This window comes from Bryocella sp. (genome assembly GCF_058498515.1).
This window is the reverse complement of record NZ_JBMHYI010000014.1, coordinates 44,991-60,373: the sequence shown is the minus strand read 5'-3', so window position 1 is coordinate 60,373 and position 15,383 is coordinate 44,991. Positions and strand designations below refer to the sequence as shown.

Sequence of the window (15,383 nt, the reverse complement as noted above, 5' to 3'; positions counted from 1 at the left end):
GAAACGAATGGCATCGCAGAACATTCTTGTAACCGGGGCGGCGGGTTTTCTAGGCTCGCACCTGGTCGACCTGTTGCTCGCCGAGGGAAACACGGTCCTTGGCGTCGATAATCTCTCTACCGGGCGGCTTGCGAACATCGCTCACCTGGAGCATGAGGCGCGCTTCGACTTCGAAGAGCACGATATCTGCGAGCCGTTTGATTTTGGGCGCGTGGACTACGTGTTCAACTTCGCGTCGCCGGCGAGCCCGGTGGATTACATGCGGCTGGGGGTCGAGACGCTGGACGTAGGCTCGACGGGCACGAAGAACTCGCTGGAGGTCGCACGCAAGTACGGAGCGGGTTACCTGCATGCGTCGACGTCGGAGTGCTACGGCGATCCGGAAGTTCATCCACAGGTGGAGACGTACTGGGGAAACGTGAACCCGGTGGGGCCGCGGTCGGTGTATGACGAGGCCAAGCGGTTTTCCGAGGCGCTGGTGACGGCGTACTTCCGCTACCACGGCGTGAATACGCACCTGGTGCGGATCTTCAACACGTATGGACCGCGGCTGCAGCCGAACGATGGCCGCGTGATCAGCAACCTGATGATGCAGGCGCTGCGGGGCGAGTCGTTGACGGTGTATGGCGATGGCTCGCAGACGCGGAGCTTCTGCTATGTGTCGGACCTGATCGACGGGATTGTGAAGCTGTCGAAGTCCGCCAAGCATGGGCCGGTGAATATCGGGAACCCGACGGAGTGGACGATCCTGGAGTGCGCGAAGGAGATTCAGTCGCTGATCGGATCTTCATGCGAGATCCTGTTCCAGCCGTTGCCGCAGGATGATCCCAAGCAGCGCCAGCCGGACATTACGCGTGCGCGCCAGCTGCTGGGCTGGGAGCCGAAGGTGAGTCTGGCGGAGGGGTTGGCGCTGTCGCTGGAGTATTTCAAGGAGTGTGTGGCGGAAGAGCAGTGAGCAGACGGTAGTGAATAGTGAGTAGTGAATAGTGAAGTAACACGAGAGCGGAGCCCTGGGGCTCCGCTCTCGCATTCTGTCTTACTATTCACTATTCACTGCCTCACTTCACTTGCCGTTGAGGGTTCCGGTGGTCTTCATCCTTGGATACCAGGTGAACTGGGCGGCGATGATGGAGTCGGACTGGGGGCCGGATTTCCAGATGGGGGCCTTCCAGCGTTCGTAGGTGTACCAGGCGTTGAGCTCGAGTTCGGGGCGGAGGCGCTTGACCACGTCGACGGTGAACTGGTTCTGGGTGGTGCCGCCGGGGATGAAGTCCTTGGGGGTTTTCTTGTTCAGGTACTCCAGCTGGATCCACTCGTTGCCGGAGAGGTGATAGGTGAGCCAGGCCTGGCCGCCTTTGGCTTCGCGGCCGATCCAGTCGCCGAGGATGTAGCCCTTGTTGGTGTAGCCCTGGAGTTGAATGACCTCCCAGTACTGGTGGGAGCCGTTGAGGCTGGCGAGCGTGGCGCCGTCGGTGCTGGTAGCTTCGACGCGGAAGTCAAGCTTAGGCAGACCGGGAAACTGCGAGAGGTAGATGCCGGGACGATAGGCAGCGCGGCGCGGCGCGCTGATGGGGAAGACGTCGTCGTGGGTCTCGGAGTCGGTGTAGAGCGTGAGGTAGTGGCTGAGGAAGGGCAGACGCCAGGAGAAATTGAAGGCGGTGAAGCGCGCGCCGGGATCCTGGCGTGAGTACTTCTCGCTGCCGGTGGTGTCGGAGGTGGAGAAGAAGCTGCGCAGGAAGGTGTGGAAGGTGACGGGTTCGTGACCCTTGCCTCCCCAAATGACGGAGCGCTGGAAACCGATCTCGAAGTCCTTGGTGGGGCGGAAGGAGATCATCTCCGAGTGGACCCAGGGATCGTTGGGGTCGGTGTGGCCTTTGAGCGAGCCGACGAAGAAGTCGTAGCGGATGGGGCCGATGAGCTTGGAGACCCAAGGGATGGTTAGCGGCTCGACGCGGTTGATGCGGAAGCTATAGATGTTCTCCGCGTTGTTGCTCCAGGCCATGGCTCCGCCCATGCCTGGCCCGAGCCAGGCGTCGGTCTTGCCGGCCGAGATTTCGTGTCCAGCGAAGTGGAAGGAGAGTGCGGCTTCCTGCAGGCGGAAGGGATTCTGCACGCCGGTGTTGCCGTAGGGGATGGTGGCCTGGGGGACGTTGAAGCCGCTGAAGGGGATCTCGTCGTTGGTGGAGAGCTGCTGGGCGAGCGGGAAGGAATAGCCGGAGTAGCCGGGAGCGTGCTGGAACTCGCCGCGCACGTAAAGCGAGAAGCGCCACCACTCGTTGACGCTGGAGAAGCCGGTGACGTTGTTGAAGCCGGTGGCGTAGGGGCGACCGTAGTCGTTATAGCGCGACTGGCCGAGGTGGAAGCTGTCGCGCAGCACCGGGCCGGCGATGCCCATCATGCGGGTGTAGTAGCTGTCGAAGCCGTAGACTGCGCCGCGGTCCTGGGAGTCGCGGGGCTCGTCGAGGAGAGTGTCCTGCAGCTTGGCGAGGATCTCGATGGCCTCGTCGTTGCCGCTGGAGAGGACGTCGTCCTCGGTCTTCTCGATCATGTGGAGCAGGCTGCGGCGGGTCCAGGGGCGCATGCCGATGAAGGCGGAGTCGAGGTAGCCCATGGAGTAGAGGCGCATGGCCATGGGGTAGATGGGGCTGTCGACGGGAATGTAGGTGGAGCCGAGCGCGTCCTTGATGGCGGCGGCGAAGGGGTCGTAGGGAGGCATGGCGGCAAAGACTTTGGGCTTGCCGTCGGCGTCCTGCTGCGGGGGCTCGGGCGCGGGTTGTTCGGGCACCGTCTGGACGGGAGGGCCAGAGGGGATCGGTGCTGGCGTGGTTGGTGCAGGGGCCGGCGGTGCTGGCTGCGGAATCACCACGGGCTGTGGGGCGGGCGGAGGATACGTGGGCTCGGCCGCGGGCGTCGCGGCCGGCATGGAGGGCATGCTGCTGGCGGGGGCTGGAGTGGCGGCCGGCATCGACGGCAGCTGCTGACCCGGAATCGGAATGGGGGTCTGCGGCTGCGGCTGGGTCTGGCTCTGGGAGAACGCCTGCGAGGGGAGGGTGAGCGTTGACAGCAGGCAAACTGCCTTCAGACTGAAACGAAGCCGCGACGGGGGCATATGCCCCTTAGTGTACCGGGGTGACATTCGACAAGTTTTCCTGCAGGGTTCGATGCTGAAAGGCGAGGTCGCGCCTAAGTGATTTGCAGGGCAAGGTTAGCGAGATTTCCGAGCCACCGCGGCCATGGGGATGTCGCGCACGCGCATGTAGTCCTCGAGGCGGGCGATGGGCTCTTCGGAGGGCTTGAGCTTGCTGGCGGAGCAGAGCGCCCAGACGAGGATAGGGCCGACGCCGAGGCGGACGTGGATCATCGACTCCTGCATGACGCGATAGAGGGCGACGGCGTCTTCGCCATCGACGGAGACGATGGGGATTTTGGTGCGGGCGGAGAGCTGTTCGGCAGCGGCCCAGCTGGGGGCAACGGGGTTGTTGCCGGTGGTGTCTGGCGCGGCCAGCGTGGCTAGTGAGTCGACGCAGACGACGATGAGAGCGAGCTCGGCGCGCATGGCGTAGTCGAGGGCTTCGGCCCAGCCGGGCTCGGAGATTGCAGCGGAGGCGGTGTCCGTGAAGACGACGGCGGCGCGGTCGAGCTTGGCGAGCTTGAATCCCTGGGCGACGCCGGCGGCGACAGCGATGCGATCGCGGGTGGGCTTCGCGGCGAGTGCGGGGGCTTTCCTTGCGGTCTTCTTCGGAGATTTTGCGGGGAGTGCGTCTTCGGCTCCGGGGGCGGTGGTGTAGTCGCCAGCCTCGAGATGCATTAGCGTCGCGGCCTTGAGGGCTTCGAGGCGTGGACCCTTGGTGGAGCGGCCTTCGAGCGCGCGGAGGCGCAGCATCAGGGCGCGAAGCTCCTGGAGCTTGCGATGGGGAAGCAGGGGATTCTCAGCCAAGTGTTCGATGTCCTTGCAGGGAGTACGCGTAAAAACTTGATCGCTCCGACAAGTATGCCGGAGCGATGCGTTTGCTTGCAGTTTTTTCTGCGCGTATGCGATGCGGAGGGTATGGGCTTGTGTTGCCTAGCGGCTGAAGCGGTCTTCTGCGTTCGTGCTGCCGTGCCATCGTGTGTCGCCGTGGAATACCCCACCCTTTCGCGAAGTGCGCGAAAGGATGGGCCACCCAATATTCGTTAGGCCTTGGCGGCGCTGGGAGCTTCGGCGGAGAGGCCTAGCTCGGCGAGGGCTTTCTCGGCGGACTTGGGCTTGATGACGCCTTCGCGGGCGAGCTTCGAGAGAGTGGCGGCGACGATGGACTCGGCGTCGACCTCGAAGTGGCGGCGCAGGTGGGCGCGGTTGTCGGAGCGGCCGAAGCCATCGGTGCCAAGCGAGAGCAGACGGCTGCCGAGCCACGGCGAGAGGGAGTCGGGCATGGACTTGATGTAGTCCGAGGCCGCGATGATGGGACCGGTGGTCTTGCCGATGGCTTCGACGAGGTACGGCACCTTCTCCTTCTGGGCGGGGTGCAGGCGGTTCCAGCGCTCGGTCTCAACGGCGTCGCGGCGAAGTTCGTTATAGCTGGTGACGCTCCAGACGTCGGCGGCGACGTTGTACTTTTCGGCGAGTATCTCCTGGGCGCGAAGGACCTCGTTGAGGATGGGGCCGGAGCCGAAGAGTTGGGCTTGGGCGGGCTTGTCCGATGCCTTGTACTTGTAGAGGCCGCGGAGGATGCCTTCGCGGATGGCCTCAATGTTTTCGGCTGCAGGCTGGACGTAGTCCTCGTTGTACATGGTGATGTAGTAGAAGGTGTCGGCCATCTTCTCGTACATCTCTTCGATGCCGTGCTGGATGATGACTGCCATCTCAAAGAGGTAGGCGGGGTCGTAGGTCTTGCAGGTGGGGATTGTGCCGGCGAGGACGTGGGAGTGGCCGTCTTGATGCTGTAATCCCTCGCCCAACATTGTTGTTCGGCCAGCAGTCCCGCCCATCAAGAAGCCCTTGCCGCGGGAGTCGGCGAAGGCCCAGGCCATGTCGCCGATGCGCTGGAAGCCGAACATAGAGTAGTAGAGATAGAAGGGCACCATGGGCACGCGGTAGTTGGTGTACGCTGTGCCCGCGGCGGTGAAGCTCGCCATGGAGCCGGCTTCGGTGATGCCTTCCTCGAGGATCTGTCCATTCTTCTTCTCGGAGTAGGAGAGGAAGACGTCGGAGTCATGGGGGACGTACTTCTGGCCTTCGGGGGCGTAGATGCCAACGGCCTTCATGACGGACTCGAAGCCGAAGGTGCGGCCTTCATCGGGAATGATGGGCACGATGTACTTGTTGATCCCTGAAGCAGGCTTGAGCATGCCATTGAGCATGTTCACGAAGCCCATGGTGGTGGAAGCGGCGCGGCCCTTGGAGCCGGCGAGCCACTCCTTGAAGAAGTCGAGGGTGGGCGCCTTGAAATCGAGCGGCTTGACTTCGCGCTTGGGCATGTAACCGCCGAGTTCGGCGCGGCGGGCATGCATGTAGGCCATGGCGTCGTCGGTCTCGGCGGGCTTGTAAAACTCGGCGGCGGCGATTTGTTCGGGGGTGAGCGGGATCTCGAAGCGCTCGGCGAAGGCTACGAGGTCCTTGTCGGCGAGCTTCTTTTCGGAGTGCGTGGCGTTGCGCGCCTGAGCGAAGGCGAGGCCGTAGCCTTTGACGGTGTGCGCGAGGATGACGGTGGGTCCGCCCTTGTGGTCGAGGGCGCGCTTGTAGGCGTTGTAGACCTTCGCGGAGTCGTGACCGCCGCGGTGCAGGCGGTAGAGCTGATCGTCGGTCTTGTCCTCGACGAGCTTGAGCAACTCGGGATACTTACCGAAGAAGTGCTCGCGGAGGTAGGCGCCGCCCTTGGCCTTGAAGGCCTGGTACTCGCCATCGACGCACTCTTCCATGCGCTTGAGCAGGAGGCCCTGGTGGTCGCGGGCGAAGAGCTCATCCCAGTCCGAGCCCCAGATGACCTTGATGACGTTCCAGTTGGCTCCGCGGAAGGTGGACTCGAGCTCATCGATGATGCGGGCGTTGCCGCGCACGGGGCCGTCGAGGCGCTGCAGGTTGCAGTTGACGACGAAGATGAGGTTGTCGAGCTTTTCGCGGGAGCCGAGGTTGATGGCGCCGAGGGTGTCGACCTCGTCCGTCTCGCCGTCCCCGAGGAAGCCCCAGACCTTGCGGTCGGTCTTCTCGATGAGGCCGCGGTTCTCGAGGTACTTCATGAAGCGGGCCTGGTAGATGGCATTGAGCGGGCCGATGCCCATGGAGACGGTGGGGAACTGCCAGAAATCCTTCATCAGCCAAGGGTGCGGATAGCTGGAGAGGCCAGGCTCGTCACGAAGCTCGTGGCGGAAGTTCTTGAGGTGCTGCTCGGAGAGTCGGCCTTCGAGGAAGGCGCGGGAGTAGACACCGGGCGAGGCGTGGCCCTGGAAGTAGATGAAGTCGCCGGGTTGGTCGCCGTAGCTGGCACGGAAGAAGTGGTTGAAGCCGACTTCGAGCAGCGTGGCCTGCGAGGAGTACGTGGAGATGTGGCCGCCGATGCCGGCATCGTACTTGTTCTGCTTGTGCACCATCGCCATGGCGTTCCAGCGGAGCAGGGACTCGACGCGGCGCTCGAGGGTTCGGTCACCGGGGTAGGGGACCTCGTCATGCTTGGGAATGGTGTTCAGGTAGGGCGTGACGGTGCTGCCGGTGGCCGGCACGCCGGCTTCGCGGGCGCGGGTGCGGAGGGCTTCGAGGAGCTTCGCGCCCTGTTCCCAGTCGTCGGCGACCACCTGGTCAAATGCCTCAATCCACTCCGCGACCTCGGCGGTGAGGTCCTTCTTTACTGCCTCGTCGAGTACTGCCATCGCTTATAACCCCTGTCGAGCCGACTTATATCCACTCTCTACGATAAATCCGTCTGCGGTCGTTGTCACACGTCACCGTGATGCGTGCGCGCCGGGGAGGGCGAGGGCTGTTCGCTATTCGGAACGGAGGGGGCAGGCGGGTACGAGTTCGCGTCCCTCAGGGGCTGAAGCCCCCTGCTTCGAGGCGCCTGGATGGCCCGGCTGAAGCCGGGCCCTGCCGTTCGTGCCGGGACGGACGAAGCAGGTCCCTCGGCTTCGCTCGGGATGACACATTTTTCCGATCGGGGGAAAAGCAGGTCCCTCGAGATTCGCTGCGCTCCGCTCGGGATGCACCTCTTCATCCGAGGTTTGGCGGGGAGACCCGATGCCGGAAAGCCCGGGTCCCCAAGTGCGAGGGACCCGGGGGCACCCAATTTCGGTTAGGTGGAGTAGTCGGCGTTGATGGAGACGTATTCATGGGTGAGGTCGCAGGTGACGAACTTGCAGGCTCCGGCGCCCATGCCGAAGTCGATGGCGATGGTGTAGTGGCGTGCGGACATGCGGTCGTGGGTGGCGGTCTCGTCCCATGCGGGGGAGCGGACGCCCTTGGCGAAGACTTCGAGGCCTCCGATGGAGATGGTGACGGTGGCGGGGTCGAAGGGGACGCCGGCCTTGCCGGCGGCGGCGAGGAGACGTCCCCAGTTGGGATCGCCGGAGGACCAGGCGGTCTTGACGAGCGGAGAGTTGGCGATGGACTTGGCCATGGTGGCGGCGGCTTCGTCGGAGCCGGCTCCGGTGAGCTCGAGGGTGACGACGTGGGTGACGCCTTCGCCGTCGTCGACGACCTGGTAGGCGAGGGAGTCGCAGACGCGCTGCAGGGCGCCGTCGAATTCGTGGGTGATGTTGGTATCGAGTGCGACCCAGCTGGCTCCGCTGGCGAGCAGCAGGACGGTGTCGTTGGTGCTCATGTCGCCGTCGACGGAGATGGCGTTGAAGCTCTTGGCGACAGCGTCGGAGAGCATCGTCTGAAGGAGCCCGGTGCTCGCAGCGATGTCCGTGAAGAGGTAGACGAGCATGGTCGCGTGGGGCGCGGCGTTGGCGAGTTTGGGCCCGATCATGCCGGCGCCTTTGCAGCAGCCCCAGATGCTGACGCGCTTGTCGTCGAGGGTGAAGGTCTCGCTGGCGATCTTGACCTTGGTGTCGGTGGTCATGATGGCGTGGGCGAAGGCGTCGGCGTGGCTGGGCGTGTTGCCGAGCGATGCGACGGCGGAGGGGATGGCGGCGAGGAGCTTGTCGATAGGCAGCGGGACGCCGATGATGCCGGTCGAGGAGGGGAAGACCTCGTCGAAGACGCAGCCGATGGCGTCGCCGACAGCCGCACAGGACTGCCGGCAGTGCTCGAGGCCGGGGTCGCCGGTGGCGCAGTTGGCGTTGCCGGCGTTGACCAGCACGGCGCGCATGTGGTGCTCGGTGGCCTTGAGGTGGCGCTGGCCGACGAGGATGGGCGCGGCGACGAACTGGTTGGAGGTGAACATCGCTGCGGCGACGGCTGGGGAGTCGGCGACGGCGAGGGCGACGTCAGGCTTGCCGGAGGCCTTGATGCCCGCGGTGGTAGCGCCCCAGCGGAAGCCGAGAGGGAGAGAGATGCTCGTGTTGCTCACGAAGGCGATTGTATCGAGGGAAGCTGGCAGATGCGCCAAAGCGACGTTGTCCTCCGGGGGAGAAGCAGGTTTCTCCACTTCGCGGGACGATGAAGCTGTCCCGCTCCGGTCGAAATGACACTTCGTTGGAGGCGGAATATGTGGATGCTGCCCAGAGGTTTCCGTCACTGTGTCGTGCAGTGGGGGCGGCGTATACTCTTTCGGTAACAGCGGGAGATTCTGAAAACATGAGCACAAACGGAAACGGCCACTCGAATGGCAACGGACATCACTCGAACGGCCACGTACCCGCGCAAGGGAACGACTATGCGGTTCCGCAGCCGCGCAGGGAGTGGATCGTCAAGCGCAAGGAAGAGGCGGCGCGTACGGGCGACTGGAACATGAGCCAGATGCACTTCGCGCGCAAGGGCCAGATCACCGAGGAGATGGCGTACGTTGCGCACAAGGAGAAGCTGGACGCTGAGTTCATCCGCGCCGAGATCGCCAAGGGCACGATGATCATCCCGGCGAACATCAATCACGTAGAGCTGGAGCCTATGGCGATCGGCGTGGGTTCGCTGTGCAAGATCAATGCGAACATCGGCAACTCGGCGCTGAGCTCGAATGTGGATGAAGAGCTGCGCAAGCTGCACACGGCGGTGCACTATGGCGCCGATACGGTGATGGATCTGTCCACGGGCGGGGATATCCCGATGATCCGCGAGGCGATCATCCGGCACTCGCCGGTACCCATTGGAACGGTCCCGCTGTATGAGGCGCTCTCGCGCGTCAAGCGGGTAGAGGATCTGAACATCGATCTGTACCTCGAGGTGATTGAGGAGCAGGCGCAGCAGGGTGTGGACTACTTCACCATCCATGCGGGCGTGCTGGTGCAGTACATCCCGATGGTGTCGAAGCGGATCACCGGGATCGTGAGCCGGGGTGGCGCGATCCTGGCGCAGTGGATGACGGCGCACCACAAGCAGAACTTCCTGTACGAGAACTTCGACCGCATCACCAAGATTCTTGCCAAGTACGACGTGAGCTATAGCCTGGGCGATGGTCTGCGGCCGGGCTCGGTGGCGGATGCGAGCGATGAGGCTCAGTTTGCCGAGCTGAAGACGCTGGGTGAGCTGACGCGGCAGGCATGGAAGGACGATGTGCAGGTGATGATCGAAGGCCCCGGCCATGTGCCGATGGACAAGATCAAGGAGCAGGTCGACAAGGAAGTGGAACTGTGCGACGGGGCTCCGTTCTACGTGCTGGGACCGCTGGTCACGGACATTGCTCCTGGCTATGACCACATCACGAGCGCGATTGGCGCGGCGATGATTGGATGGCACGGAGCGGCGATGCTGTGCTACGTGACGCCCAAGGAGCACCTGGGACTGCCGAACGAGAAGGATGTGAAGGACGGCATCATCGCGTACAAGATTGCGGCTCATGCGGCGGATATTGCGCGGCACAGGCCGGGTGCGCGCGATCGCGACGATGCGATCTCGCATGCTCGTTACACCTTCGACTGGGATGCGCAGTTTGCGCTGTCGCTGGATCCGGACACGGCTCGCAGCATGCACGATGAGACGCTGCCGGATGATTACTACAAGGAAGCGGCGTTCTGCTCAATGTGCGGACCGAAGTTCTGCTCGATGAACTGGTCGAGCAAGGTGGACAAGTACAACGAAGAGGTCCATGGGCTGAAGAAGCCGGAGCTGACGCAGATCATGACGGAGCAGATGGCTCTTAGGAGCTAGCAGAACAGCAGAATAGTTAAGAGCGGACCGGTCGCCTTGGGGCGGCCGGTTTGCTTTTGGGCATGCTGGTGTTCAGAAAGGCGGGTCTTTCGCCGCGCTCAGGATGACAACCTCTAACGGCATTGCCTGAGGAGTGATGGTTGGCTGTGAAAAAGCGGAAGCCCACGCTGTCGCGGCGTGGGCTTCGTGGTCACAGGAGTTGTCATTACCGGGTACGTATTCGCTGCAGGCTCCGCTGGTTTGATCGGAACACTGCTCCCTAAGGTTCCTCCACCAGGCTCCCCTGCCTGATGTTTTGTTGGGCTCACCCTGCCCGACTGGATAATCATCGCGCGGAGTGGAGGGTTTGCCTACGTCACAGTGGTGCTGTCTGGGGTAACTGAGTGCTGTTACCGCAGCGGCGACGCTAGACGGGCTGGGTGCAGAACTTGCAGCGCGTGGCCGCGACGGGGATATCGCCGAGGCACTGGGGACAGGACTTTGTGGCGGGCGGTTCGACCTTGGCGGGGGAGAATTTCTTGAGCAGGTACTGCATGGGCAGAACAATGCCGAAGTAGATGGCGCCGGCGTTGAGGATGAAGGCGATGACTGCGTTCAGGAAGAGACCAATGTGGACCTCTCCCGGGCAAGGCGTCTTGGAAGTTGCGTCACAGGCTTTGTCCAAGTGGTGCAGGACGGGAACGTGGATGATGAGGCTTGAGAAGTTCGGCGCGCCGATCAGCGCGGAGATGAGTGGCGTGATGACATCCGCCGTGAGCGAGGCGGTGATGGCGCCGAAGGCTGCACCGATGATGACGGCGACGGCGAGGTCCACCACGTTGCCGCGCAGAATAAAGTCACGAAATCCCTTGAGCATCAGCTGTAACCCCTAGCGTTCGTATTGCCGATTTTCGGCGAGTATATCCCAGGTTGGATGGCTGATTTGGGGTTGGTTCTGCCTGGAGAAGCGGTGCCGGGCGCGAATACCGTATTCTCGATGTCGTGCGTCCTACCACCATGCGTGTGCGTTTGCTTTCGTTCGGTCCGCTGCGAGCCAGCCTCCCAGAAGGAGGTGCGGTTCGTGAGTTGCCCCTCGGCGCGCGAGTGGTTGAGCTTCTTGACGGACTGACGGCGGATGGAACGCTGAAGGCGGAGGCGCTGCGGTCGGCGGCGATCGCGGTGAACCAGGAGTATGCGAAGCGCGATCAGGCGTTGGCCGATGGCGATGAGGTTGCGATTCTGCCTCCGGTGAGTGGAGGGAGTGACGACGAGGTTTCTGAGCGGAAGCCGACCGTGTATCTCACCCATGATGCTATCGACGTGAAGACGGTGACCGCGGGGCTGGTGGATGGGCCGGATGGTGCGGTGGTGATCTTCGATGGCGTGGTGCGGGATAACACTCGCGGCCGGAAGACGCTGTACCTGGACTACGAGGCCTATGAGGAGATGGCGTTGAAGCAGATGCACCTGCTGCGCGAGGAGGCCATCGAGCACTATGGCGCGCGGGATGCGGCGATTGTGCATCGGCTGGGGCGGATTGGGATTGGCGAGTCGAGCGTGATCATTGCGGTGACGTCGGCGCACAGGGCGCAGGCGTTTGCGGCGTGCCGGTTTGTCATCGATACGTTGAAGAAGACCGTCCCAATCTGGAAGAAAGAACAGTTTGCGGACGGTGCGGTGTGGGCCGATGGCGAGCCGTTTCCAGAGGAGATTGCAGGAGCTTCGTGAGGAGAGGTTGGTATTTCGGTTGCGCGCAGGCAGCGATTGTTCTTGCAGCGCTGTGTGTGGCGGGACGGGCGCAGACGACTTCCGGACAGCAGCCTCAGGAGCCGACTCGGGATGCTGCGCCGATTGTGCGGCGCACGCCTGAGATTCCGACGATCCCAACGATTCACGTGGAGACCCGGCTGGTGAACGTCGCGCTGAACGTGACGGATGAGCATGGCATGCCGGTTGCGGGGCTGACGAAGGACGACTTCGAGATGCTGGAAGACAACCAGGCAGTGAAGATCTCGATCTTCGACAAGGAGGCGGTGACACCGCTGGCGATTGTGATGACGGTGGACGCGAGCGGCAGCGTGAACATCGATGACAAGCTGGAACGGGATGCCGCGAAGGACTTTGTGCGGTTGATTTTGCGGACGCAGGACCGCATCGACCTGATGGGGTTCAGCGACCAGGTGGATGAGGTAGTTAGCTTCACCAATGATGCGAAGCGCGTGGAGTCGGGGCTCTCGCGGATCAGCAAAGGCGATGCGACGGCGCTGTATGATGCGATCTTTCTTGCGGGCCAGAGACTGGCGGAGACGTCGCAGGCCAATGGTGAGCGGAGGATCATCGTGGTGATCTCGGATGGTGAGAACACCACGCATCATGGGAGCTATCCGACGGCGCTGGAACAAGCGGAGCGCGCGGGCGCGATGGTGTATGCGCTGATCATTGTGCCGGTGGAGGCCGATGCGGGACGCGATACCGGCGGCGAACATGCGTTGATCCAGATGGCCAACGATACGGGTGGGAAGTACTACTACGTGAACGACAAGCATGACCTGGCGCCGGCGTTCGCGCATGTGTCGGATGACCTGCGGACGCAGTACACGCTGGGGTACTACGCTCCGCAGCGGGCGCTGAATCGCGAGGGACTGCGGCATATCACGGTGCGGATGAAGGATCCGGCGCTGCGAACGAAGTACACGCTGCGATACCGCACGGCGTACTACGCTCAGAAGTAGCTGAAAGCCAAAGGCCTGGAAATAGTTTCGAGACGGAGGCGCGGGATTGTGCATCCAAGAGGCAGATACAATGATACGTATGCCTCTCTTTCGTCGCCGCCAAAAAGGTGCGCCCACGGGCGAAACCGGACAGGAAGCCTTGTACCTGAAGTCGCTCTCCGACCGCCAGGTGCAGGTTGCCGTGAAGCTGCGCGATGGCGAGATTGTGTCGGGCTGGATCGAGTATTTCGACGACAGCATGCTGCGCCTGACACGCGAGGGCCGGCCGAACCTGTTCATCTACAAGACGCAGATCCGCACGATCACCGAAGGCAATGCTACGACGGCGAGACGGAGCGGGAACAGAGCCGAGTAGCAGCGCTACGCGCTAGCGCGCGGACTCGCTTCGCTTGTCCTACCGGTAGCGCTTCGCGTTAGCGCGCTGAGGCGCGTTAGCGGCGATCGAGGCGGCCTTGGTGTTCTTCCTAACGCGCATAAAGCGCTATCCCGAAGGGCTAACGGGCGAAGCCCGCTAACGCGCAGCGCTACACTACTTCTGTGCCCGAACTTGTCTCTATCGCTGAGTCCATTGCGCGTGAAGCTGGAGCTTTGCTGCGCGACTACTATCACCGCGGCGTTCGCACGGAGTACAAGGGCGACGTCGATTTGGTTACGGAGGCGGATCGCGCCAGCGAAGCGCTGATCGTCGAGCGGCTGCGTGAGGCACTGCCTTCGCATGGGATCTACGGCGAAGAGGGCACGCGGCATGCGCTCGATGCCGAGTACCGCTGGTACGTCGACCCGCTGGATGGAACGACGAACTTTGCGCATACGTTCCCGGTGTTTGGGGTGGTGCTGGGGTGCGAGCATCGGGCGAAGAATCTGCCTGCGGACCAGGACGGGCAGATGGTAGCGGGTGTGATCTATGACCCGCTACGCGATGAGCTGTTTGCGGCAGAGCGTGGTGGCGGGGCGCGGTTGAACAATCGGCCGATCCATGTGTCGTCGGTGGCGTCGCTGGGCGAGTCGCTGACGGGCACGGGGTTCCCGAGCCGGAAGCGGCATGGGTCGCCGAATGTGCACTTCTACCACGAGTTCACGCTGCGATCGCATGGGGTGCGGCGGGCGGGGTCGGCGGCGCTAGACCTGGCATGCGTGGCGAGCGGAAGGCTCGACGGCTTCTGGGAGTTCAAGCTGAACCCCTGGGATACGTCGGCGGGCGTGCTGCTGGTGGAAGAGGCGGGCGGCAAGATTACTCACTTCGACGGCGGGCCGTTCACGCTGGACAGCCGGGAGGTGCTGGCGACGAATGGGCTGATCCATGACGAGATGGTGGCGCTGTTCAAGGATTTGTTTGCGGGGAGGGATTTGTCGACGCCGACGAGCCCGAAGGAGTATGCGGAGCTGCAGGTGAAGGGGCTGGCGTAAGGGGTCATCACAAATGACTCTTCGTCTTCGCCGCAGTGCGCGCGTGTTTCTCTTCGATGAGCGTGGTGATCTGTTGCTGATCCGGTTCGTGGCGCAGCGGCCGGATGGGCTGTACACCTGCTGGGTGACGCCGGGAGGCGAGGTCGAGCAGGGGGAGCTGGATAGGGATGCAGCAGAGCGGGAGTTGTTTGAGGAGCTAGGGATTCGGCCGCAGCTTGTGGGGCCGGTGCATGAGGAGTCGGGTGGGGAATATTTCCATCTGGGCGAGACGGTGCGGAACCATGATGTGTTCTTCGCTGCGCGGTGTGGGCGCGAGGAACCGGTGCTGGCGGGCGTGACGGCGGATGAGATCGCGCTGATGCGCGAGGCTCGATGGTGGCCGCTGGCGGAGCTGGAGCATGCGGCGGAGCCTGTGTTTCCACCGCGGTGTGCGCAGCTGGCGCGGCGGATTTGGAAAGCGCCCGCGATGGGCAACGACGCCTGTTGAAGGCGGGAGATCGTTCCCTGAAGGCGCAGGCTCCTGTGACGCAGTGGACAGAACAGCAGGTTTCTCCGCTGCGCCGGACGATGAAGCCGTCCGGCTCCGGTCGAAATGACACCTACTTCTACGCAACGCCGTCCGCAACAGTCCGAGTTCCGTAGCGAAAAACGGGTGTTTCGTCTGTGATCCGGTCACTAGACGTGCGAAGGTTTCTTGCTAGAATCGTAGCGACCTCGCAACCCGACCTCGTAGATTTGGCCGTCGAGGCGATGGACTTTCAAGGAGATTGAATAGATGGCGTATGTGATCGCAGAACCCTGTATCGGCACCAAGGATCGCGCGTGTGTAGACGCTTGCCCCGTGGATTGCATTCATCCCAAGGCTGACGAGGCGGGTTCGGACACCGCGGATCAGCTCTTCATCGACCCGGTCGAGTGCATCGACTGCGGCGCGTGCGTTCCCGTGTGCCCGGTGTCGGCGATCTATGCCGGCGACGATCTTCCGGAGAAGTGGGAAGAGTTCAAGGACAAGAACGCGGCTCACTTCGGCCGCTAGGCTTCGGCGAGTT

At 63.0% G+C, this 15,383-nt stretch carries 13 protein-coding genes; 8 read left to right on the top strand and 5 right to left on the bottom strand.

Features of this window, described 5'->3' with window-relative positions:
- Positions 1-7 precede the first annotated feature (7 nt).
- Positions 8-955, top strand: coding sequence for a UDP-glucuronic acid decarboxylase family protein (locus tag AC5E6W_RS04455; protein ID WP_491751059.1), 948 nt, complete (start codon positions 8-10; stop codon positions 953-955).
- Between the two features lie 108 nt (positions 956-1,063).
- On the opposite strand, the gene AC5E6W_RS04450 is transcribed toward AC5E6W_RS04455, so the two are convergent.
- From AC5E6W_RS04450 to argJ, 4 genes are all read right to left on the bottom strand, one after another.
- Complete coding sequence (locus AC5E6W_RS04450; protein ID WP_491751058.1) at positions 1,064-3,136, bottom strand: capsule assembly Wzi family protein; 2,073 nt, start codon at positions 3,134-3,136, stop codon at positions 1,064-1,066.
- Between the two features lie 69 nt (positions 3,137-3,205).
- On the bottom strand, positions 3,206-3,937 hold the full coding sequence (locus AC5E6W_RS04445) for a thiamine pyrophosphate-dependent enzyme (protein ID WP_491751057.1): 732 nt from the start codon (positions 3,935-3,937) through the stop codon (positions 3,206-3,208).
- A gap of 236 nt (positions 3,938-4,173) precedes the next feature.
- Positions 4,174-6,843 (bottom strand): pyruvate dehydrogenase (acetyl-transferring), homodimeric type, encoded by a 2,670-nt coding sequence (gene aceE / locus AC5E6W_RS04440; RefSeq protein ID WP_491751056.1) that lies wholly within the window; start codon positions 6,841-6,843, stop codon positions 4,174-4,176.
- Positions 6,844-7,262: 419 nt separating this feature from the next.
- On the bottom strand, positions 7,263-8,483 hold the full coding sequence (argJ, locus tag AC5E6W_RS04435; protein ID WP_491751055.1) for a bifunctional glutamate N-acetyltransferase/amino-acid acetyltransferase ArgJ: 1,221 nt from the start codon (positions 8,481-8,483) through the stop codon (positions 7,263-7,265).
- A 227-nt stretch (positions 8,484-8,710) separates the two neighbouring features.
- Between argJ and thiC the strand changes: the two genes are divergently transcribed.
- Complete coding sequence (gene thiC / locus AC5E6W_RS04430; protein ID WP_491751054.1) at positions 8,711-10,216, top strand: phosphomethylpyrimidine synthase ThiC; 1,506 nt, start codon at positions 8,711-8,713, stop codon at positions 10,214-10,216.
- 406 nt (positions 10,217-10,622) lie between these two features.
- Here the strand turns inward: thiC and mscL are convergent, their stop codons facing one another.
- A complete protein-coding gene (gene mscL, locus AC5E6W_RS04425; RefSeq protein ID WP_491751053.1) occupies positions 10,623-11,072 on the bottom strand; it encodes a large conductance mechanosensitive channel protein MscL in 450 nt (149 codons plus the stop codon).
- A 227-nt stretch (positions 11,073-11,299) separates the two neighbouring features.
- Here mscL and AC5E6W_RS04420 point away from each other — a divergent pair, with 227 nt between their 5' ends.
- The 6 genes from AC5E6W_RS04420 to AC5E6W_RS04395 all read left to right on the top strand — a co-directional run bounded on the left by AC5E6W_RS04420 (position 11,300) and on the right by AC5E6W_RS04395 (position 15,370).
- Complete coding sequence (locus AC5E6W_RS04420) at positions 11,300-11,923, top strand: molybdenum cofactor biosynthesis protein (RefSeq protein WP_491751052.1); 624 nt, start codon at positions 11,300-11,302, stop codon at positions 11,921-11,923.
- Positions 11,920-12,927, top strand: coding sequence for a VWA domain-containing protein (locus tag AC5E6W_RS04415; protein WP_491751051.1), 1,008 nt, complete (start codon positions 11,920-11,922; stop codon positions 12,925-12,927). Before AC5E6W_RS04420 ends, AC5E6W_RS04415 begins: the two co-directional genes overlap by 4 nt.
- A gap of 79 nt (positions 12,928-13,006) precedes the next feature.
- Complete coding sequence (locus AC5E6W_RS04410; RefSeq protein WP_491751050.1) at positions 13,007-13,282, top strand: RNA chaperone Hfq; 276 nt, start codon at positions 13,007-13,009, stop codon at positions 13,280-13,282.
- A gap of 182 nt (positions 13,283-13,464) precedes the next feature.
- A complete protein-coding gene (locus AC5E6W_RS04405) occupies positions 13,465-14,334 on the top strand; it encodes an inositol monophosphatase family protein (RefSeq protein ID WP_491751049.1) in 870 nt (289 codons plus the stop codon).
- 13 nt (positions 14,335-14,347) lie between these two features.
- On the top strand, positions 14,348-14,821 hold the full coding sequence (locus tag AC5E6W_RS04400) for an NUDIX hydrolase (protein WP_491751048.1): 474 nt from the start codon (positions 14,348-14,350) through the stop codon (positions 14,819-14,821).
- Positions 14,822-15,109: 288 nt separating this feature from the next.
- Entirely contained in the window at positions 15,110-15,370 is a 261-nt protein-coding gene (locus tag AC5E6W_RS04395) for a 4Fe-4S dicluster domain-containing protein (RefSeq protein ID WP_491751047.1), read from the top strand.
- Positions 15,371-15,383: the final 13 nt, after the last annotated feature.